Raw genomic sequence first — 19,029 nt, forward strand, 5'->3', positions numbered from 1 at the left:
TACCAGCGCAATGTGGGCAAAAGGTGACAGGTTTTTTAGTCAAACCTAACGCATTTCGGTGGGCGCGGCGGCTCCGATCAACGTCAGGCCGGACGTCAGAACGTCCGAGACAGCCTGCACCAGCCCTAGTCTGGCATGCGTCAATTGTCGGTCGTTAACCTTAACAAAACGTAAGTCTGGATTTTCTGTGCCACGGTTCCAGTGTCCGTGGAAACTAGAAGCCAGATCATAAAGGTAAAATGCCAGCCTGTGGGGCTCCAGCGCAAGTGCCGCCGACTCGATCAAACGCGGATATTCTGCAAGCTTGCGGATCAGGCCGATCTCGCCCTCGTCGGTCAGCATAGTTACGGCGGACGCCAGGCTGTTGCGATCGAAATTGGCCTCGCCCAGTTGCTCGCTCGCCTGCCGGAACACCGAATGGCAGCGCGCCGAGGCGTACTGCACATAGAACACCGGATTGTCCTTGGACTGCTCGGTCACCTTGGCGAAGTCGAAATCGAGCGGCGCATCGTTCTTGCGGTAGAGCATCATGAAGCGGATCGCGTCGCGGCCGACCTCCTCCACCACTTCGCGCAGCGTCACGAAATCACCCGACCGCTTCGACATGCGCACAGGCTCGCCCTCGCGAAACAGCTTCACCAATTGGCAAAGCAGCACGGTAAGCTTCACCCTGTCGCCGGCAATCGCGCGCGCCAAGGCCTCCAGCCGCTTGACATAACCACCATGGTCGGCGCCGAGCACATAAATCAGGTCGACGAAGCCGCGGTCGATCTTGTCCTTGAGATAGGCGACGTCGGCGGCGAAATAGGTGAACGAGCCATCGGACTTGACCAGCGCCCGATCCATGTCGTCGCCGACGGCGGTCGAACGGAACAGCGTCTGCTCGCGATCCTCCCAATCGTCGGGCTTCTCGCCCTTGGGCGGCGGCAGCTTGCCCTTGTAGATGTGCCCCTTCAACGTCAGGTCGCTGATCGCCGAGCGGATCTTCTTGGCGTTGTCGGCGTGCAGTGTACGTTCGGAGAAGAACACGTCGTGATGCACGTTGAGCATAGCCAGATCCTCGCGGATCATCGCCATCATCGCATCGATGGTGCGGTCCTTGACGATGGCCAGCGCCTCGTCATCCGGCATCTCCAGCAACGAGCGGCCAAACTCCCTGGCCAGCGCCTCGCCGACAGGAACCAGGTAATCGCCGGGATAAAGTCCTGCCGGAATCTCGCCGACATCGTCGCCGAGCGCCTCGCGATAGCGCAGCATAGCCGAACGGCCGAGCACGTCGATCTGCGAGCCGGCATCGTTGATGACGTATTCCTTGGTCACGTCGTAGCCGGCGAAGGCCATCAGGTTGGCGAGCGCATCGCCAACCACCGCGCCCCGGCAATGGCCGACATGCATCGGGCCCGTCGGATTGGCCGAGACATATTCGACATTGGTTTTCCTGCCACCACCAACCGTCGAGCGGCCATAGTTGCGGCCTTCGCCAAGCAGCGTCGTCAGATGCGCCTGCCAGAAACCGTCCCGAAGCCTGAGATTGACGAAGCCGGGCCCCGCGACCTCGGCGGCGGCAACGTCCTTGTCCCCACGCAGCGCCTGCGCCAGTCTTTCGGCCAGCGCGCGCGGATTCTGGCCGGTCGGCTTGGCCAGCACCATCGCCGCATTGGTCGCCAGGTCGCCATGGCTGGCGTCGCGCGGCGGCTCGACGGCAATGCGCGACAGGTCCGGCGAAACGCCATCATTGTCTTTAAGATCAAGCGCTTCGACGGCTTTTATGATTCGCGCGGTGAAATCGGCGAAGATGTTCATTTGGACTGGCTCTGGCGGCTTTGTGGCGAATCCGGCTCGTTGGCCGGCAAAATCGAGCCCGCCCTAGCTCAAATCCGGGGTTCGGTCAAACAAACGCCGATGTTCCTTGAGCGCGTAGGTGTCGGTCATGCCGGCCAGGAAGTCGGCCACGCTGCGCGCCTTGATGCGATCGTCGGCCCGATCGAGCCCCTCTCGCCAGCCGTCAGGCATGGCGCGCGGGTCGGCGAAATAGACGTCGAACAGGTCCCTGACGATCTGCTCGGCGTCGGCGCGCACCCGCATCACCTCCGCGTGCCGGTAGAGGTGCTTGTAGAGGAAGGCCTTCAGTTCTTTCTCGAACGCAGCCATTTCGGTCGAAAAGGTCACCATCGTCTCCCCGGCTGCCCTCACCGCGTCCGCGCTCTGCGGCTTGATCCGGTCCAGATTGGCAGTGGTCGAAACAATGACATCTTCGACCATGGCGGTGATCTGGCGCCGCATCAGTTCGTGGCCGGTGCGCACGTCATCGAGCGCCGGATAGCGGGCGCGCACGCCCTTGAGGATCGTTCCTGGCAGCGAGACCGTCTCCAGCATGTCCAGCGTCAGCACCCCTGCCCGCAAACCATCGTCGATGTCATGCGTGTTGTAGGCGATATCGTCGGCGATCGCCGCGCATTGCGCCTCGATGCCGGCAAACCGGTCCAGCTCGAGATCGTGCAGCTCCGAATAATCGCGGATCGCCTGCGGCACCGGCCCTTTCAGGCCCTGGCCATTGCCATCGGTCAGCGGTCCATTGTGCTTGACCAGGCCTTCCAGCGTTTCCCAGGTCAAGTTGAGCCCGTCGAATTCGGCGTAGCGCGCCTCCAGCCTCGTCACGATGCGCAGCGATTGCGCGTTGTGGTCGAACCCGCCCCAGGCAACCATCTTCTCGTTCAGCGCGTCCTCGCCGGTGTGGCCGAAGGGCGTGTGGCCGAAATCATGCACCAGCGCGACGGCTTCGGCGAGATCCTCGTCGCCGCGCAGCGCCCGCGCCAGCGCCCGCGCGATCTGCGCCACTTCGATCGAATGGGTCAGACGTGTGCGATAGTGGTCGCCTTCATGCGCGATGAAGACCTGTGTCTTGTGTTTCAGCCGCCGGAACGCCGTCGAATGAATGATGCGGTCGCGATCGCGCTGGAACGGCGTGCGGGTCGGGCTTTCGACCTCATCGAAAAGCCGCCCGCGCGACTTTGCCGGATCGCAGGCATAGGCGGCGCGTGGCCGATAGCCGAATCCGATGTCGCCCAACTCGTTGGTCATGATCGATGCCGCAATTGATTGGTCTAGTTGACTTGGCCGCTCGCGCTTCATACCTATCATGTGAAACCGAAAGCAAGGTGACGCCCATGGGCGCGGATGCCAAGACTGCCATGAAAGTCGACATGACCGAGGCCGCCGCCAGGCGGATTGCCAAGATTGTCTCTGGCGAAGCTGGCAAGACGGCGCTGCGCGTTTCGGTCGAAGGCGGTGGTTGTTCCGGCTTTTCCTACAAGTTCGACCTGGTCGACACGCGCAACGACGACGACGTCGCCATCGAAAGGGATGGCGCCACGGTGCTGATCGATGATCTGTCGCTGGTCTATATGGGCGGCTCGGTGATCGACTTCGTCGACGACCTGATGGGCCAGTCGTTCCAGATCCGGAACCCGAACGCCGTCGCCTCCTGCGGCTGCGGCACGAGCTTTTCCATATAGAAATGTCCGCGATCGGTGCGGTCCGCCAGATCGCGCTGTCGGCCGGACGTGACCTCGACGTAACGCTGGCGTTCTGGCGCGAAGTGCTCGGTATGGCCGTGCATGCCCGCTTCGATCCGCCGGGCATTGCCTTCATCATGGCCGGCGATGTGCGCTTGCTGTTCACCGACGGCGTACCGGCGGGAACCGTCTATCTCGACATGTCGGGCCTCGACCATTTCCATGCCGAGGCAAAAGCCGCGGGCGTCCCCTTCACCGCGCCGCCGACGCTCGTCCATAACGACACCGAAGGCCAGTTCGGTCCGGCAGGGGAAAGCGAATGGATGGCCTTTCTAAAGGACCCGGCAGGCAATACGATCGGCCTGGTCGAACGCCATCCGCCGCAAGAACCCCACTGAACAGCATCGAGACCGTCATGAAAATCGTCACCTGGAACATCAACGGCGTGCGCGCCCGCATCGGCAACCTGACCCACTGGCTGACCGAGAGCGCGCCCGACATCGTCTGCCTGCAGGAGATCAAGACGCTCGACGACCAGTTCCCGCGCGCCGAGATCGAGGCGCTTGGCTACAATGTCGAGACCCACGGCCAGAAGGGCTTCAACGGTGTCGCCATCCTGTCGAAACTGCGCTTCGACGAGGTCAATCGTGGTCTGCCCGGCGACGATGCCGACGAGCAGGCGCGTTTCATCGAAGGCGTTTTCTCGACCGACAAGGGCGCGTTGCGCATCGCCTCGCTCTATCTGCCGAACGGCAATCCGATCGATGACGATAAGAAGTTCCCCTACAAACTATCCTGGATGGAGCGCCTGGAGCGCTGGGCACAGGAGCGGCTGAGGCTGGAAGAGGCCCTGGTTCTGGCCGGCGACTATAACGTCATTCCCGAGCCGATCGACGCCAGGTTTCCGGAGAACTGGCTGGGCGATGCGCTGTTCCAGCCGCAGACGCGGCAGGCTTTCCGACGGTTGCTCAATCTTGGTTTCACCGAGGCGGTCCGCGCGGTCACCGACAGGCCCGACACCTACACGTTCTGGGACTATCAGGCCGGCGCCTGGCAGAAGAACAACGGCATCCGCATCGACCATCTGCTGCTGTCGCCGGAAGCCGCCAACCGCTTTTCCGCGGCCTCGATCGAAAAGCATGTGCGCGCCTGGGAAAAGCCGTCCGACCACGTGCCGGTGGCGATCGACCTCGCGCTGCAGCCGGCCTGACGGAGACCCTGTCCAGCAGGCCCTGACGCCGGACACGCAGGCATTTGACCTCATATGGCCACATTCCGGCGCATGATGGGGGATCATCATGGCGGCCGGGGTTCCCATGAGCATTCGAATTGTTCTTTGTCCGATCGGCTTGGCATTTGCCATGGCCGCGGTCGTGCCGGCTTTCGCCGCCCCCGAATGTCTTGCCAATGGAAAATCGTATTCGGTTGGTCAGGTCGCCTGCCTGACGGTCGCCGACCAGAGCCATCTTGCCCGCTGCGACATGGTGCTCAACAACACGTCGTGGACCAAGGTCGGGGACAGCTGTCCTGAAAACACGATGGCGCCGCATCTCCATGTGACGCCGATCTCAACGCCGGCCCCCAGCATGGTGCCGACGGAACCGACCGAGAATTGATCAAAATCGAGCACCTCTGGTAAGGCCAGCGCAGGCCGCGAGACTACTGGTCCGCGCTGCCGCCCTTGGTGAGGATGTCATCGGCCAGCGAGATCGCGGTGCGGCGGTCGGCTTCGCCGGCGGTGGCAAATGCCTCTTCCTGCATGCCGCGGATCCACGGCTGGTCGGCCGGCGAAGCGCGTTCAAGCGCAGCCGTCATCATCGCCAGGCCGCGAACGATCTTGCCGCTCTGGAACAACAAATGGCCGAGCGTCGCCTGGGCGCCGGCATGGCCCTTCTCGGCGGCAAGCTGGAACCAGCGCCCGGCCTGCTTGACGCTGGCCTTCACCCCGCCCTCGCCCTTCAGGAACATCTGACCCATCTCGAACTGTGCGTTCGGATTGCGGTAGTTGGCGGCGGCGCGCATGTAATATTCCTGGGCCGCCACCTCGTTCTCGGTGACCGGGCTGCCGGGAATGCCCTTGCGCAGATAATCGCCAAGCGCCACCAGCGCGTCCGAGACATAGCTTTCCTCGGGCGAGCCGGGCTCGACATCCTGGTCGACGATCTCCGAGAAGAACTTGAACGCCTCATAGTCATCGCGCGCCACGCCGTCGCCCTCGGCATACATGCGGGCAAGCTTCCAGGTGGCGCCGATCTGGCCGTTCTCGGCGGCGTATTTATAGGCCTCGGCGGCCTGTTCCTTGTGGCCGTTCTTGTAGGCGGAAAAGCCGAATTGGAACACCGCCCATGGGCTGGATTGCGGCTTCACTCCGGTCTTGTCGTCGAACACCTTGTCGTCAAAGGCCATGGCCTGGCCCACGGCGCCAAAGGTCGCGCCAAACGTGGCGAACACGACCAGTGCCGAAAAGACAGACGACCTCAACAACTCAGATGTCCGCATAACAATGTGTTTCTTTCGCACCGCCCGGATGGGTGACCGCGCCATCGCGCGCCGACCCAACCGTCTGTGCATATTTCCATATCGCGCCCGACTGATAGTCGGTCGTGCGCGCCTTCCAGGTCTTTGCCCTCGCCGCCAGTTCGCTATCGGACAACGCCACGTCGATCGTGCCGTTCACCGCGTCGATCGAGATCACGTCGCCATCCCTGAGCAGCCCGATCGGGCCGCCCACCGCTGCCTCGGGCCCGACATGGCCGATGCAGAAACCGCGCGTCGCGCCCGAAAAGCGCCCGTCGGTGATCAGCGCCACCTTGCCGCCCATGCCCTGGCCGTAGAGGGCTGCCGTCGTCGACAGCATCTCGCGCATGCCTGGGCCGCCGCGCGGCCCCTCGTAACGGATGACGATCACCTCGCCTTCCCTGTAATCTCGCTTCGTCACCGCTTCGAAACATTCTTCTTCCGAATCGAAACAGCGCGCCGGGCCGGAGAACTTCAACTCCGACATGCCGGCGACCTTCACGATCGCGCCTTCGGGGGCGAGGTTTCCCTTCAACCCCACGACACCGCCGGTTTGGGTAATAGGTGTGTTGGCCGGGCGGACCACATCCTGATGTTCATTCCAGGCAACGTGCTCCATATTTTCGGCCAAAGTACGGCCAGTCACCGTCATGCAGTCGCCATGCAAATAGCCGTGGTCGAGCAGCGTCTTCATCAGGAGCGGAATGCCGCCGGCCTCGAACATGTCCTTGGCGACATATTTGCCGCCCGGCTTGAGGTCTGCGATGTAGGGCGTCTTCTCGAAGATTTTCGCCACGTCGAACAGATCGAACTTGATGCCGGCCTCGTGGGCGATCGCCGGCAGGTGAAGTGCGGCGTTGGTCGAGCCGCCGGTGGCCGAAACCACAGTCGCCGCATTTTCCAGCGCCTTCAACGTGACGATGTCGCGCGGCCGGATGTTTTTGGCGATCAGTTCCATGATCTTTTCGCCCGAGGCGAAATTGAAACGGTCGCGCATCTCGTAGGGCGCCGGCGCGCCGCAGGAATAGGGCAGCGCCAGGCCGATCGCCTCGGCAACGGTGGCCATGGTGTTGGCGGTGAACTGGGCGCCGCACGAGCCGGCCGACGGGCAGGCCGCCTGCTCGATTTCGAGCAGCTCGGTGTCACTGATCGTGCCGACCGAGTGCTGGCCAACCGCCTCGAACACGTCCTGCACGGTGATCTGGCGGCCGCGATAGCTGCCGGGCAGGATCGAGCCGCCATAGATGAAGATCGACGGCACGTTGAGACGCACCATGGCCATCATCATGCCGGGCAGCGACTTGTCGCAGCCGGCCAGCCCAACCAGCGCATCGTAGCAGTGGCCGCGCATGGTGAGTTCGACTGAATCGGCGATGACCTCGCGCGACACCAGCGACGACTTCATGCCCTGGTGGCCCATGGCGATGCCGTCGGTGACGGTGATGGTGCAGAATTCCCGCGGCGTGCCGTTGGCGGCAGCGACGCCCTTCTTGACCACTTGCGCCTGGCGCATCAGCGAAATGTTGCAGGGCGCTGCCTCGTTCCAGCAGGACGCGACGCCGACGAGCGGCTGCGCAATCTCGGCCGCCGACAACCCCATCGCATAGAGATAGGAACGGTGCGGTGCACGCGCCGGACCGACGGTCACATGGCGGCTCGGGAGCTTGGCCTTGGAAATAACTTTGGCGTCCATACTCTTCCTTGCCGCGGGCGGTGCGGCCTGCCCCATCGCCGAGCCTTTTGGCGCGTGTCCCGAGACAAGATCGAGGTGCGCCGGGTTTATGGCGGGAAATGGGCAATTTCCCTAGCCTGACTTTTAGCGCAGGGGTTGTTCAGAAAGTGTTGCCAAAACGTCACAATCGCACGAGGCGAAAGCGCTGCGGCTTATCTGCAACGCAGCGTGGATGCCAAGGCCCAAACGGCGCCGGCCCAAACAAAAAAAGCCGGGCAATGCCCGGCCTTTTTTCGTTTCACTTCAGATGGTTACCACTTGACCTTCAAGGAAGTGGAGATCGCCGAAACAAGATCATTGCCAAAGTCTGCGGTGTATTCGGTACCGTAGGTAACGCCGTCACTGCCGACGACCGAATGGATCGATCCGCTGGTAAGCACGCCCAGCGCGCCACCGAGACGAACTTCGATGTTCTGGGTCGGCGTGTAGGCCACGCCGCCGCTCACCGTCCAGGTGTCGGTCTGCGCGCTCAGGCCGGTCGTCGTACCACGATCCCAGGTGAGAACCGCCGCCCCGCTCCACTGATCGTTGAATTTATGGCCGATGCCGCCGGAAACCGTCCAACCGTCGCGATAGAGCAAATCAAGCGAGGTGGCGCGCACAGGGCTGGTCGTCGTGCAGGCAATGAGCCCCTGGGTCGAGGTCGGGCAGAACGGAATGCTCTGCAGATCGCTCCAATTCACCCATTTGATGGATCCAAAAGCCAACCAGCCGGGAGCGATGCCTGACTGAAGCTTGAGTTCAACAGAGTCCGGAACCTGCGAGGAACCATAGACGTCAGTAACGTTGCCGAGAAGCGGATTTGCGGGATTGATGAGCCCAGGCACCTGGGTCAAATCAAGCGTTCCACTCAAATTGTCGAGCTTGACCGACGAGTTGTAGACCAGGCTGGCGCGCAAGGCGATGTCTGGGATCTCATAGGCGACACCAGCACGCCATCCCCATCCATCTCCTTGGAGATCAAGGCGGCCAATGCCTGTGCCGAGAAAGGCGGGAATGGGCGCAACCAACTGTTCCTTGAAACCCGAAACATCCTCATGGAACACGCCGCCGATGAAGCGAAACTGACCTTTGCTGAGGTCCATTTTGTAAGAACAGGTCGCGCTAAAGGCTTTGCTCTCTACCTTCGTCTCGACATTGCTTTGTGCACCCGCCCAGTTCGCACCAGGATTGCTGAATGCACCGATTGGCTGGGAGTAGTCGCCCAGGCAATCGACCGGTCCCATGCCGATCTTGATGCCGCCGTAGGGCACCCAATAGCTTTCGGTATCGCGCGCCGTGCTGGATTTGCCCAGCGCATTGAGATTGCCGTCAGATGGATCCGTATCCGTTGCATTCTTCAGGTCTCGCTGCGGCATCACATAGGTGCCGGAAAGCTCGCCTGTGACCTGCGCCGGATCGAACAGCAAGTCGATGTCGTAGCCGCCGCGCTCCAGGCCGCCAGCATGCGCCGAGTTCAACGCCGTCCCGATCAAAGCCAGCGAAAAGCACCCCGCCCCCAGCAGTGCTTTATGTCGCAAAATAGTCATGAATGTCCTCCCCGAATTCGAGTGCGGCAAGCTAGAACCAATTCAGGTTAACGGTGCAATAACGAATTCCTGGGGCGTACATGTACATGTTCGCCAAGCGCATTTTCGACACAAAACAAGCCACTGCCGTTAGGCCAAAAAACCGCCTCCGGAGTGTGTGCCGCCCTCAAAACGCGAGAAAAATCCGCCCAAAAGGCTCAAAAATATATGTTTTTGGGGATTCACGGCCCCATTGTTACATTATGGCAACAATGGGGCCAAAACTTTCCGTTTACGTCAACATTAACGCAGCGGAATGCCTATTTTCGAGGCAAGAAGGTCTGATTTCGAAGCCGCCGAGGCGCCACGAATCTGCCCTCAACCAGCGTCGCGAACCCTCGTCAACGCCACCGAAAGCTTGTCCTGCGCGTCGCGGTACTCAGCGAGTTTTTCGCGCTCAGCATCGACGATCTCGGCCGGCGCGCTGGCGACGAATCTCTCGTTCGACAGCTTCTTGTGCAGGCGCGCGATTTCCTCGGTCACCTTGGCCAGTTCCTTCTGCAGCCGTGCCGCTTCGGCGGCGAGATCGATCAGGCTGCCAAGCGGCAGGCAGATCGTCGCCTCGTTGAGCACGATCTGCGCCGAGCCTTTTGGGGCGACATCGGCCAGCGAGATGTCGCCGACCCGCGCCAGCCGCTTGATCGCCGAGTCTTCGCGAACAAGCCGTTCGCGGGTCACCTCGTTGGCGCCGACCACGACCAGCGGCGCGATCGCCGCCGGCGGCACGTTCATCTCCGAGCGCACCGAGCGGATGCCCGAGACGAGATCGACCAGCCAGTTGATGTCGGCGGCAGCCTCTGCGTCCTCGAAGTCCGGCGACGGCCACGCCGCATGGCACAGCAGCGAGGCGCGTTCCTTGCCTTCGCCAGCGGTCTGCGCCCACAGTTCCTCGGTCATGAACGGCATCATCGGATGCAAGAGCTTGTAGATCTCGTCGAGCACGAAGGCGACGCATGCGCGGCTTTCGGCCTTGGCCGCCTCATCCGTGCCCATGAACACCGGCTTCAGGAGTTCCAGGTACCAGTCGCAGAACAGGTTCCAGACGAACCGGTAGGCCGACCCAGCCGCCTCGTTGAAGCGGTATGAGGTGATGCCGTCCGTGATCTCGCGCGCCGCCCGTGTCAGTTCGGTGAGGATCCAGCGGTTGACCGCAAGCTTGGCATCGTTCAGCCAGAAATCGTCGTTGCGCGCGACTTCGTTCATCTCGGCAAAGCGCGTCGCGTTCCACAGCTTGGTGCCGAAATTGCGATAGCCGGCGATGCGCGCCGGATCGAGCTTCACGTCACGGCCTTGCGCCGCCATCACCGTCAGGGTGAAACGCAACGCGTCGGCGCCGTATTCGTCGATGAGGTCGAGCGGATCGATGACGTTGCCTTTCGACTTCGACATCTTCTGCCCGTTCTTGTCGCGCACCAGCGCATGGACGTAGACAGTGTGGAACGGCTCCTCGTCCATGAAATGCAGGCCCATCATCATCATGCGGGCGACCCAGAAGAAAATGATGTCGAAGCCGGTGACCAGCACGTCGGTCTGGTAGTAGGTCTTCAGCTCGGGCGTCTCGTCCGGCCAGCCCAACGTCGAGAACGGCCACAGCGCCGACGAAAACCAGGTGTCGAGCACGTCCTCGTCGCGGATCAGTATCTCGCCCGGCTTGAAGTTCTCGAGCTTGTCTTCGACCCAGGCCTTCCACGGCCCTTCCAGCGCCAGATAATATTCGATCGCCGCACCCAGCGCCTCTTCTTCGGTCTTCTCGACGAAGACGCGCCCGTCCGGCCCATACCAGGCCGGAATCTGGTGACCCCACCACAGCTGGCGCGAGATGCACCAGGGCTGGATGTTTTCCATCCAGTCGAAATAGGTCTTCTCCCAGTTCTTCGGCACGAAATTGGTACGCCCCTCGCGCACCGAGGCGATCGCTGGCTTGGCCAGTTCCGCCGCGTTGGCATACCATTGCTCGGTCAGGAACGGCTCGATCGGCACCCCGCCGCGGTCTCCATGCGGCACCGCATGGTGATGCGGTTCGACCTTTTCCAGGAAGCCGCCTTCTTCCATCAGCTCGACGACCTTCTTGCGCGCGACGAAGCGGTCGAGGCCGTTGAGTTCATCCCAGACTGCCTGCCGCTCCGGCGTCACCTCGAGACCGGCGAGGAAATCCTCATTGTCCTTGAGGCTTATCGCCGCCGCGACGGTGAGGATGTTGATCGCCGGCAGCTTGTGGCGCTTGCCAACCTCGAAATCGTTGAAGTCGTGTGCGGGCGTGATCTTGACCGCACCAGAACCCTTCTCCGGGTCGGAGTACTCATCCGCCACCACCGGGATCTTGCGGCCGACGATCGGCAAGACGATGTTCTTGCCGACCAGATGCCGGAAGCGCTCGTCGTCGGGGTGCACGGCAACGGCGGTGTCGCCCAGCATCGTCTCGGGGCGCGTCGTCGCCACGGTGATGAAGGTTTTCGGATTTTCCGGATCGAAGACCTCGCCCTCGATGGGATAGCGGAAGTGCCACAGATTGCCGTTGACCTCGTGCTGCTCGACCTCGAGATCGGAGATCGCGGTGAGCAGCTTGGGATCCCAGTTCACAAGGCGCTTGTCCTTGTAGATCAGCCCTTCCTTGTAGAGCGTGACGAACACTTCCAGCACCGCCTTGGACAGGCCCTCGTCCATGGTGAAGCGTTCGCGCGACCAGTCGGCCGAGGCGCCGAGCCGCTTCAGCTGGTTGAAGATCGCCCCGCCCGATGCGTCCTTCCACTCCCAGACTTTTTCGATGAACTGCTCGCGTGTCAGGTCGCGGCGGTGGATCTGCTTTTCCATCAGCTGGCGCTCGACCACCATCTGCGTGGCGATGCCGGCATGGTCCATGCCCGGCTGCCACAGCACGTTCTTGCCGCGCATGCGCTCGAAGCGCACCAATATGTCCTGCAGCGTGTTGTTGAGCGCGTGGCCCATATGCAGCGAGCCGGTCACGTTCGGCGGCGGGATGACGATGGTGAAGGCTTCCGCCCCCTCCTCGGCCCCGGCGCCGGCGCGGAACGCGTCGGCGTCTTCCCAGACTTTGGCGATCTTCGGCTCGACGGTTTTTGCGTCGTAGGTCTTTTCAAGCATGGGAAAATGGTCCGCGCTGTCGGGAGTTTTGCTGGTCCGGTGTAAATCGGAAGGTTTTGGCCAAGTCAACCGCAGGGGCTGCCTTGAACCTCAACGTCAAATAGATACGGCCTGGATCAGGTCAAGGAGAGCCACTTGCGTTCCATCGATCAGATTGGCAGCGGGCCTGTTCCTCGGGGAAAGCCGTAGCGCTCGCGCCTTGACCGGCAGGTGCCGCCGCAATACGCTGACAACGCTGCTGTAGGGCGCATCGGCTTCCGGCCGGAGGAGCATTGCCCGCCTACGCCACCTCAACCCCGCAGTGCGCCCATGCCGACCCTCGAACACCACAAGAAACAGGCCAAGCTTTACCTCAAATGGCATCGCGAGCGGTACTATCCCGTCGCTGCTGTGATTGGATGGCTCTTGCCGCGTTTTCGCGATCTCAGCGACAGCCAGATCCTCGATCACGGCTTCAAGCTTGCCGATGCCCAGGAACTCGTCGCCAGGAAGTCAGGTTTCGAGAGCTGGCAGGCGCTGAAGGAAGGCCTTCGAACCGTGACCGATCGTGCAGCACCAGACGCAGCAAAACCGCATCTCGCCTTTGCCGAGCCACAGCTCTTTGTCTGCGACATCGCAGCGGCCTGTGATTTCTACCGGCAAAAGCTCGGCTTCGAGACGCGCTTCACCTATGGCGAGCCACCCTTCTACGCCCAGATCATGCGCGATGGCACGCGGCTCAACCTGCGCCATGTCGACAAGCCGCCATTGGCCGCCAATTCGGCCGATGACCTGCTGGCGGCAACGATCATACTCGACAACATCAAGGCGCTGTTCCTGGAGTTTCAGGCAGCCGAGGCTCCCTTCCACCAGACATTGAGAACCGAACCATGGGGCGCCCGCACGTTCATCGTCAGGGATCCCGACGACAACCTCATTTGCTTCGCGACCAGCGCGGGCTGACCTCATCGACAAAAACGCCGCCTCTACTGCGCCCCGCGCGCCACGCGCTCGATCTCCTCGCGCACCAGCCGCTCGACCAGTGTCGGCAGATTGTTGTCGAGCCAATCCTGCAGCATCGGCCGCAGCATCTCTTCGGCCATCTCGTCGAATGTCTTCTTGCTACGGCTGGCAAACGCATCGGAAAGCTCGCCAAAGGCGGCGGCAACCTGCCTGCCCGTGTGCTCGGAAACGATGGCCGGACGCGGCGCATCGCTGGCCACCGCCGGTCGCACCACGCTTGCGCCCGGATGAGACGGCTCGGGGGCTGCTTCGGCAGTCGGTTCGTCTCTCGGAGCCTCCACCGGCGGCTGGACAACCGGCTTAAGGGCCTCGCCTCTGTCCGGCACAGCTTTGGCGTGATCGCCGACGGCGGCGATCTCGCGCCGCCAATCGGCAACGGGGGCGTCGGCGACAGGGCGCACTGCCAGCGAGTCGGCAATAAGACGCGCTTCCGGCGCGTCGGCCATGAGCGGCGGGGTCGGCTCGGCGGCGACCCGGGCGCTGACTTCTGCAAGTGTCATCGATGGCTTTGCCGGGACGGGCTCGGGGCGCACCGGCGTTTCCATCCGCGTAATCACCGGCTCGGCCGCCGGCAATTGTGCCTGGACTTCCGCTAGCGTCACCGGCTTCTTGATCTCTGGGGCCTGCAGGTCGGCTCGGAATGCCTCTACGTCGGCAACTGCACCGGCGCTCGCCGCCGGCTCCAGGTCCTGGCGCAGCTCGTCGGTGTCGCCCGGCTGCTTGCGGCCGCCGTCGCTGTCCTCGATGATCCTCCTGATGGAAGCCAGTATCTCTTCCATGGAAGGTTCGCGCTGTGCGCTGCTTGCCGTCGCCATCGTCACATCCGCCGCCCTTGTGACCCGTTGCAGATTTCCGCTCCGGCAAAGCCGGATCGAATCATGACGCCAGCGTAACCGACGGATCGCCGCACGAGAATCCCCAATCTGGGGACTTGTGGGATTTCAACAGATTAGACCAGATACCGAACCAACGGGGAGTGGAGCCAAAGAGCTGGCTCAGGCAGGAGGGACCGAAAAGTCCGAGTCGAACCTCTCAGCGGCCGTCCGGCGTACGCAGGCCGAACCATTTGTCCTTGACCGCGTTGTAGTGCTCTTCAGGTCTGTACTTCGTCACCTGCAAGCCAAGGCGGTCGACGGACAGGCGGCCGGTCGCCTGCAGGATGGCATAGCTCGCCACCACCACATCATGTTCAAAGCCAGCCTGGTTGATCTCCGCGGTGATGACCGTCGCCTGTGCGTTGAGGACATCGAGCGTGGTGCGCTGGCCGACATTGCGTTCTTCGATGACGCCGCTCAGTGCTAGCTTCGCGGCCTCGATCACTTGCTTGTTGGCCGTGAGCTGTTGCTGCGCGGCAGTGTACTCGGTCCAGGCGGCGGTGACGGCCTGGCGCACCTGGTCGCGACTGACGTCGACCTCGATGCGGGCCTGGCTGAGCGATTCCTTGTCCTGGCGCACAATCGCCGATTTACGGCCACCGGAATAGATCGGGATGCTCAGCGTGGCCCCGATGTTGGCCGAATTGGTAGTGCCGTCCTGCGACGCGAAGACGCCCGGTACAGTATTGCGATAATCGCTCGAAACACCCGCGCTTGCAGTCAGTTGCGGCAGCAGCGCGCCTTCGGCCGACTTCACCGAAAACGCGGCCGCGTCGACCAGATGCTGGGTGGCAAGGATGGCCGGGTGCTCGTTCGCGGCCACCTCGACGGCAACTGCGAGGCTCGACGGCAACAGTTTTGCCACCGGGGAAGCGGCTTTGAGCTTGCCCGGTTCGTCGCCGACGATCTGGCGATAGCTTGCGGCACTGGACAAGGCTTGCGCGCGGGCGGCGCTCAACGATGCCACGGCGGCGGCCCGCGAAGCGTCGGCCTGCGCGACGTCGGTACGCGTGCCTTCACCAACCTCAAAACGCGAACGCGCCGCGCGCGCCGTCTCGGTCAGGAATTGCAGGTTCTGCTCGGTCAACACGGCGATCTGGCGGTCGCGAATCACGTTCATATACGCCTGCGCCGCGCTGAACAGGGTGTTCTCTTCGGTGTTGCGCAGGGTTTCGACAGAAGCGCGGACCTGCGCTTCGGCGGCGGCGACATTGTTCCTGGTCTGAAAACCGTCGAACAGCGTCTGATTGATCTGGACGCCAAAATTGCCGGTGGTCAGCCGCACGCTTGAGTTCGTGCCGTTGAGATGGCTGCTTGAGTAGTCGATGTCCGCCGACCCGTTGATGGTCGGGCGCCATCCCGACTTGGCGATGGCGACGCTCTCGTCGGTGACGCGGACGCCGGCCCGGGCCGAATTAAGCGAAGAATTGTACTGATAGGCCTTTGCCAGCGCGCCGAGGATGGATTCCGCCGAGGCCGAGAATGGAGAAAGCGCGGTCGCGGAAACGAGGACGGCGGCGAAAAGACTCTTGCGTATAGGCAGGACCATGTATCCCTCATTCGTTGTCCATGGGAACCACGCCACGCCGGCTTCTCCTTCTTGAGCAGCCGGCGCCGCGTGTTCAATGTTCCCTGCTGCTCAGCCCCAAAGTGCCCCCAGTTTTGCGGATCAGCAACGATTTCAAACACAAGCGACCATGACAACGCCTATCCTGCAAGGCAAAATCATTCAGAATTCGAAGGCGCGAATAAGTTCGAATCCCGGTAGTGGCTTAATTGCCGCATTAAATGCGCGTCTTCCGGTTACAACCCCCCCCGCTTTAAAAAAAAGCCGGGCCACGCCGGAATTGCCCTGGCCTTCGACGGCAACGAGTCGGCCGCCTTCGGCAAGCTGGTCGAGCAGCGGTGCCGGCACGTCCGCGACGCTGCCGCCGATGAAGATGACGTCATAGGGCGCCTTGGCCGCATGTCCTTGCGGCAACGCCCCCTGGACTACGGTCACATTGCCGCAGCCGAGCGATGAAAGCGTCGATCTGGCGGTCTCAGCCAGCGCCGCATCGCTTTCGAGCGCCACAACGGACTTCGCCAGCCGAGACAGGACGGCCGAGGCATAGCCGGTGCCGCAGCCGACATCGAGCGCCGAATCGGCCGGGCTGATCTCGGCCAGTTGCATGAGCTTGGCCAGCGGCGAGGCTTCCATGAGATAGCGCGCGCCGTCCGCGCCGGCGGCAATGCGGATGTCCTCGTCGATATAGGCGAGATCGCGCTGTTCGGCGCCGACAAAGATTTCTCTTGGCACGACAAGCATCGCTTCGAGCAAAGGCGCGCTGGTCACATCGGTGGTGCGAACCTGGCCGTCGACCATCTTGACGCGAAGCTCGGAGAAATCAGCGCTCATGTTCCAACCAATCCGCTTGCCGCGCCAGAACCGCGGTTCATTACGATCGGAACTTCAGGCCCCAGCGCTGGTGCGCGGGGGCCCGGGCATTGGAGGCCTCGCCCGGAATCGAACCGGGGTGCAAGGATTTGCAGTCCTCTGCGTAACCACTCCGCCACGAGGCCTCATTGCTCCCGGCGTTCCACCCGGTTCCAATAGGTTGCGGCGAAAATGCCGTCAAGCGGCCACCCGTGCATTCCGAGCGGTTTCCTCTCGCCGGTTTGGGCAGCGTCCCGTCAAATCCCAGGCCCGGGCCTGACGACGATACGTTAGCTGCTTGTTAAGCATGGCTCGACGCCGGAAGAAACTCATTCAGCAGCCCATACGTTGAACATGGCGGGAGACATGCCATGCGTCGGACAACGGCAGCAAAAGGCAAGGCAGACGACATGAATGCGGCGTCCGGCCTGTCGCTGCCGCAGTGCGAAGAGCTTTTGCGCTATGCCATCGACCGCCTGTGCATCGGGAGCGCGAGCAGCCTGTTGCCGCGTGACCGGGCAAAGCTCGCCTCGGCGGCTGCGATTCTCAAGCAGATCCGCGAAGCGCTGGAAGAGCACGCCGGGCGCTGAGACCGGGCGCTGTCGGCCTCAATCCGGCCGGCGGCGCCGTTCCCACCAGACAACGAAGCGGCGCCGGTGGCGGCGGACCATGGCGAATTCATAGGACAGCACCAGCAATCCAAGCGGCACCATCCAGAAGCCGAGGATCGGCAGGAAACCCAGAATGCCGCCGATGGTCAGCACGATGCCCATGGTGATTCTGAGCCCGCGCGAGCGCGGCATTTTGAACTCACGCCCGAAAACCGAGATTTTCCGCGCCGGCATCTGGTTGTCTTGTGCTGTCATCGTCTCGAAAGATTAACCCTTTTGACCGTTCAGGAGCACCGTTGAATCTAAGCCGCAACCGCGCTTTCGGTTCCATATCCCCAGCAAGACGGCTAATATGAGGGCATCCGCGAACGATTGCGAGAAACGCCTGAGCGAAAAAGCCTCGGAAAAATGCGAAATGCTTCTTTGCAAAGCGGAAAAGGGTTTGCTATAGGCTGCGCCACTCACATGAGAGCCTCTGTTCCCCGGTAGCTCAGTGGTAGAGCAACCGGCTGTTAACCGGTTGGTCGCTGGTTCGAATCCGGCCCGGGGAGCCAACTTTTCCAAGCACTTACCGAATCTGCAAAATCGCCATTTTTGGCGATAGGTACGGTATAGGTACGCAACTCGACTTCGCTAGGCGCTGAAGGAGAGAACGTCCATGGACTATGTTTTTGATGAACTGATTGGCCTGCTGCGAGCCCAGCCGACATGGAATTGGCGCCCAACTGCGATGGCCTGGGCGTTTCGCTTGGCAGGAAACGTGACGATCGGCGTGGCGATCGGCGTCGGGATAGCAGTCGGTCGCGCCCTCGCCGGCTGATTGCGGTGCCAAACCTTTCCTGCAACTATCGGCAGGCCCGCGCGACAAAAGGGGGTGGGGCAGTGTAATCTCTCATCTACTGGTTGGTCAGCGTGGACTGGCTCAACGTCGCCGGCGTATTCGCGACGGTGATGGCCCTTGGACTGTCGCTGCATTTCTGGCGACGTCAGTTTCGCCCAATCATCACGGCGATGGTTGAGACGCACCACGGCGGCAACGAGGCTATCGCGTACGACCTGGTAATCCTTAACTCCGGATCGATCCCGGCAAAGAATATCAAGCTCTTCATTAGCGATCAGAAAGCGCTTGAGGCGGCGCTTGGTGCCGGAGCCAACGACGAGAACAAGGGCCTTTAGTTGGCTTGTTTCGAGCCTTCCAGGGTGATCCGTCTCCTCGACAACGGTGCTCGGACGTCCTTTTCTTTGGTCTAACCCATAGAGATCTGCGTCAAAGCTTTTGGATCGCGCAGGCCGAGTTTCCGATTCAGATCGAATATGAAGGTTGGTTCGGAAAAAAATATCAAAGAGAGGTGAACGTCTTGCAGATCGCCGGTTCTGACAGTTTTACAGGCGGTATGTGGGGACCACCCAAAACACTCGCAGTAAGTCGGCGGAGCCAATAATAAAAAGATCGGATGATTGGGGCTCCGGCGGCCTCCCTGCATGGGAGTAGCGGGAGGTCGGTCTTCCGGGCAGGCTCCAACAGTTCAACCGGTCAGGAGGTCTGCCATGGAACTGTTCGTCGGTCTTGATGTTTCCGTTCGCACCACCAGCGTCTGCGTAATGGACACGGGTGGCAAACTCATTCGAGAGAGCAAGGTGGAGACCGAGCTGGAGGCGATCGGCGCCCTGCTTCACGCGATTGGCGGCCC

At 62.0% G+C, this 19,029-nt stretch carries 18 protein-coding genes and 2 tRNA genes; 9 read left to right on the forward strand and 11 right to left on the reverse strand.

Annotated elements, in window-relative coordinates; genetic code table 11:
- Positions 1 to 45: 45 nt before the first annotated feature.
- Together argS and AC1D08_RS24855 are read right to left on the reverse strand one after the other, a co-directional pair.
- Positions 46 to 1,803 carry an arginine--tRNA ligase gene (gene argS, locus AC1D08_RS24850; protein ID WP_457150641.1) on the reverse strand — a complete coding sequence of 586 codons (1,758 nt, stop codon included), beginning with the start codon at positions 1,801 to 1,803 and terminating at the stop codon, positions 46 to 48.
- A gap of 63 nt (positions 1,804 to 1,866) precedes the next feature.
- The gene (locus AC1D08_RS24855; RefSeq protein WP_457150640.1) at positions 1,867 to 3,081 is read right to left on the reverse strand and encodes a deoxyguanosinetriphosphate triphosphohydrolase; all 1,215 of its coding nucleotides are present in this window, start codon (positions 3,079 to 3,081) and stop codon (positions 1,867 to 1,869) included.
- Positions 3,082 to 3,167: 86 nt separating this feature from the next.
- Between AC1D08_RS24855 and erpA the strand changes: the two genes are divergently transcribed.
- The 4 genes from erpA to AC1D08_RS24875 all read left to right on the forward strand — a co-directional run bounded on the left by erpA (position 3,168) and on the right by AC1D08_RS24875 (position 5,131).
- The gene (gene erpA, locus AC1D08_RS24860; protein WP_457150639.1) at positions 3,168 to 3,515 is read left to right on the forward strand and encodes an iron-sulfur cluster insertion protein ErpA; all 348 of its coding nucleotides are present in this window, start codon (positions 3,168 to 3,170) and stop codon (positions 3,513 to 3,515) included.
- A 2-nt stretch (positions 3,516 to 3,517) separates the two neighbouring features.
- Complete coding sequence (locus AC1D08_RS24865; RefSeq protein WP_457150638.1) at positions 3,518 to 3,913, forward strand: VOC family protein; 396 nt, start codon at positions 3,518 to 3,520, stop codon at positions 3,911 to 3,913.
- Positions 3,914 to 3,930: 17 nt separating this feature from the next.
- Entirely contained in the window at positions 3,931 to 4,725 is a 795-nt protein-coding gene (gene xth, locus AC1D08_RS24870; RefSeq protein ID WP_457150637.1) for an exodeoxyribonuclease III, read from the forward strand.
- Positions 4,726 to 4,813: 88 nt separating this feature from the next.
- On the forward strand, positions 4,814 to 5,131 hold the full coding sequence (locus AC1D08_RS24875; protein WP_457150636.1) for a hypothetical protein: 318 nt from the start codon (positions 4,814 to 4,816) through the stop codon (positions 5,129 to 5,131).
- 43 nt (positions 5,132 to 5,174) lie between these two features.
- Here the strand turns inward: AC1D08_RS24875 and AC1D08_RS24880 are convergent, their stop codons facing one another.
- From AC1D08_RS24880 to AC1D08_RS24895, 4 genes are all read right to left on the reverse strand, one after another.
- On the reverse strand, positions 5,175 to 6,014 hold the full coding sequence (locus AC1D08_RS24880; protein WP_095087686.1) for a tetratricopeptide repeat protein: 840 nt from the start codon (positions 6,012 to 6,014) through the stop codon (positions 5,175 to 5,177).
- A complete protein-coding gene (ilvD, locus tag AC1D08_RS24885) occupies positions 6,001 to 7,725 on the reverse strand; it encodes a dihydroxy-acid dehydratase (protein ID WP_457150635.1) in 1,725 nt (574 codons plus the stop codon). The genes AC1D08_RS24880 and ilvD overlap by 14 nt, the downstream gene beginning before the upstream one ends.
- 290 nt (positions 7,726 to 8,015) lie before the next feature.
- Complete coding sequence (locus tag AC1D08_RS24890; protein ID WP_477398904.1) at positions 8,016 to 9,293, reverse strand: OmpP1/FadL family transporter; 1,278 nt, start codon at positions 9,291 to 9,293, stop codon at positions 8,016 to 8,018.
- A 357-nt stretch (positions 9,294 to 9,650) separates the two neighbouring features.
- Positions 9,651 to 12,434 (reverse strand): valine--tRNA ligase, encoded by a 2,784-nt coding sequence (locus AC1D08_RS24895; protein WP_477424279.1) that lies wholly within the window; start codon positions 12,432 to 12,434, stop codon positions 9,651 to 9,653.
- Between the two features lie 309 nt (positions 12,435 to 12,743).
- On the opposite strand from AC1D08_RS24895, the gene AC1D08_RS24900 reads away from it, so the two are divergent.
- Positions 12,744 to 13,376 (forward strand): bleomycin resistance protein, encoded by a 633-nt coding sequence (locus AC1D08_RS24900; protein ID WP_457153484.1) that lies wholly within the window; start codon positions 12,744 to 12,746, stop codon positions 13,374 to 13,376.
- Between the two features lie 23 nt (positions 13,377 to 13,399).
- Here the strand turns inward: AC1D08_RS24900 and AC1D08_RS24905 are convergent, their stop codons facing one another.
- From AC1D08_RS24905 to AC1D08_RS24920, 4 genes are all read right to left on the reverse strand, one after another.
- Entirely contained in the window at positions 13,400 to 14,251 is an 852-nt protein-coding gene (locus tag AC1D08_RS24905; RefSeq protein WP_457153485.1) for a PopZ family protein, read from the reverse strand.
- A gap of 217 nt (positions 14,252 to 14,468) precedes the next feature.
- Entirely contained in the window at positions 14,469 to 15,860 is a 1,392-nt protein-coding gene (locus AC1D08_RS24910) for a TolC family outer membrane protein (RefSeq protein ID WP_457153486.1), read from the reverse strand.
- Positions 15,861 to 16,040: 180 nt separating this feature from the next.
- Positions 16,041 to 16,709, reverse strand: coding sequence for a protein-L-isoaspartate O-methyltransferase family protein (locus AC1D08_RS24915; protein ID WP_477424282.1), 669 nt, complete (start codon positions 16,707 to 16,709; stop codon positions 16,041 to 16,043).
- 90 nt (positions 16,710 to 16,799) lie between these two features.
- Positions 16,800 to 16,873: transfer RNA gene (locus AC1D08_RS24920), tRNA-Cys, on the reverse strand.
- A gap of 225 nt (positions 16,874 to 17,098) precedes the next feature.
- Here AC1D08_RS24920 and AC1D08_RS24925 point away from each other — a divergent pair.
- Entirely contained in the window at positions 17,099 to 17,317 is a 219-nt protein-coding gene (locus tag AC1D08_RS24925) for a hypothetical protein (protein ID WP_457154475.1), read from the forward strand.
- An 18-nt stretch (positions 17,318 to 17,335) separates the two neighbouring features.
- Here the strand turns inward: AC1D08_RS24925 and AC1D08_RS24930 are convergent, their stop codons facing one another.
- The gene (locus tag AC1D08_RS24930) at positions 17,336 to 17,593 is read right to left on the reverse strand and encodes a hypothetical protein (RefSeq protein WP_457154476.1); all 258 of its coding nucleotides are present in this window, start codon (positions 17,591 to 17,593) and stop codon (positions 17,336 to 17,338) included.
- 224 nt (positions 17,594 to 17,817) lie between these two features.
- On the opposite strand from AC1D08_RS24930, the gene AC1D08_RS24935 reads away from it, so the two are divergent.
- The 3 genes from AC1D08_RS24935 to AC1D08_RS24945 all read left to right on the forward strand — a co-directional run bounded on the left by AC1D08_RS24935 (position 17,818) and on the right by AC1D08_RS24945 (position 18,514).
- Positions 17,818 to 17,892: transfer RNA gene (locus AC1D08_RS24935), tRNA-Asn, on the forward strand.
- 104 nt (positions 17,893 to 17,996) lie between these two features.
- Positions 17,997 to 18,158 carry a hypothetical protein gene (locus AC1D08_RS24940; protein WP_457154477.1) on the forward strand — a complete coding sequence of 54 codons (162 nt, stop codon included), beginning with the start codon at positions 17,997 to 17,999 and terminating at the stop codon, positions 18,156 to 18,158.
- A gap of 92 nt (positions 18,159 to 18,250) precedes the next feature.
- A complete protein-coding gene (locus AC1D08_RS24945; protein WP_457154478.1) occupies positions 18,251 to 18,514 on the forward strand; it encodes a hypothetical protein in 264 nt (87 codons plus the stop codon).
- Positions 18,515 to 19,029 lie beyond the last annotated feature (515 nt).

The sequence above is a fragment of the Mesorhizobium sp. P2_E6 genome (assembly GCF_056403835.1).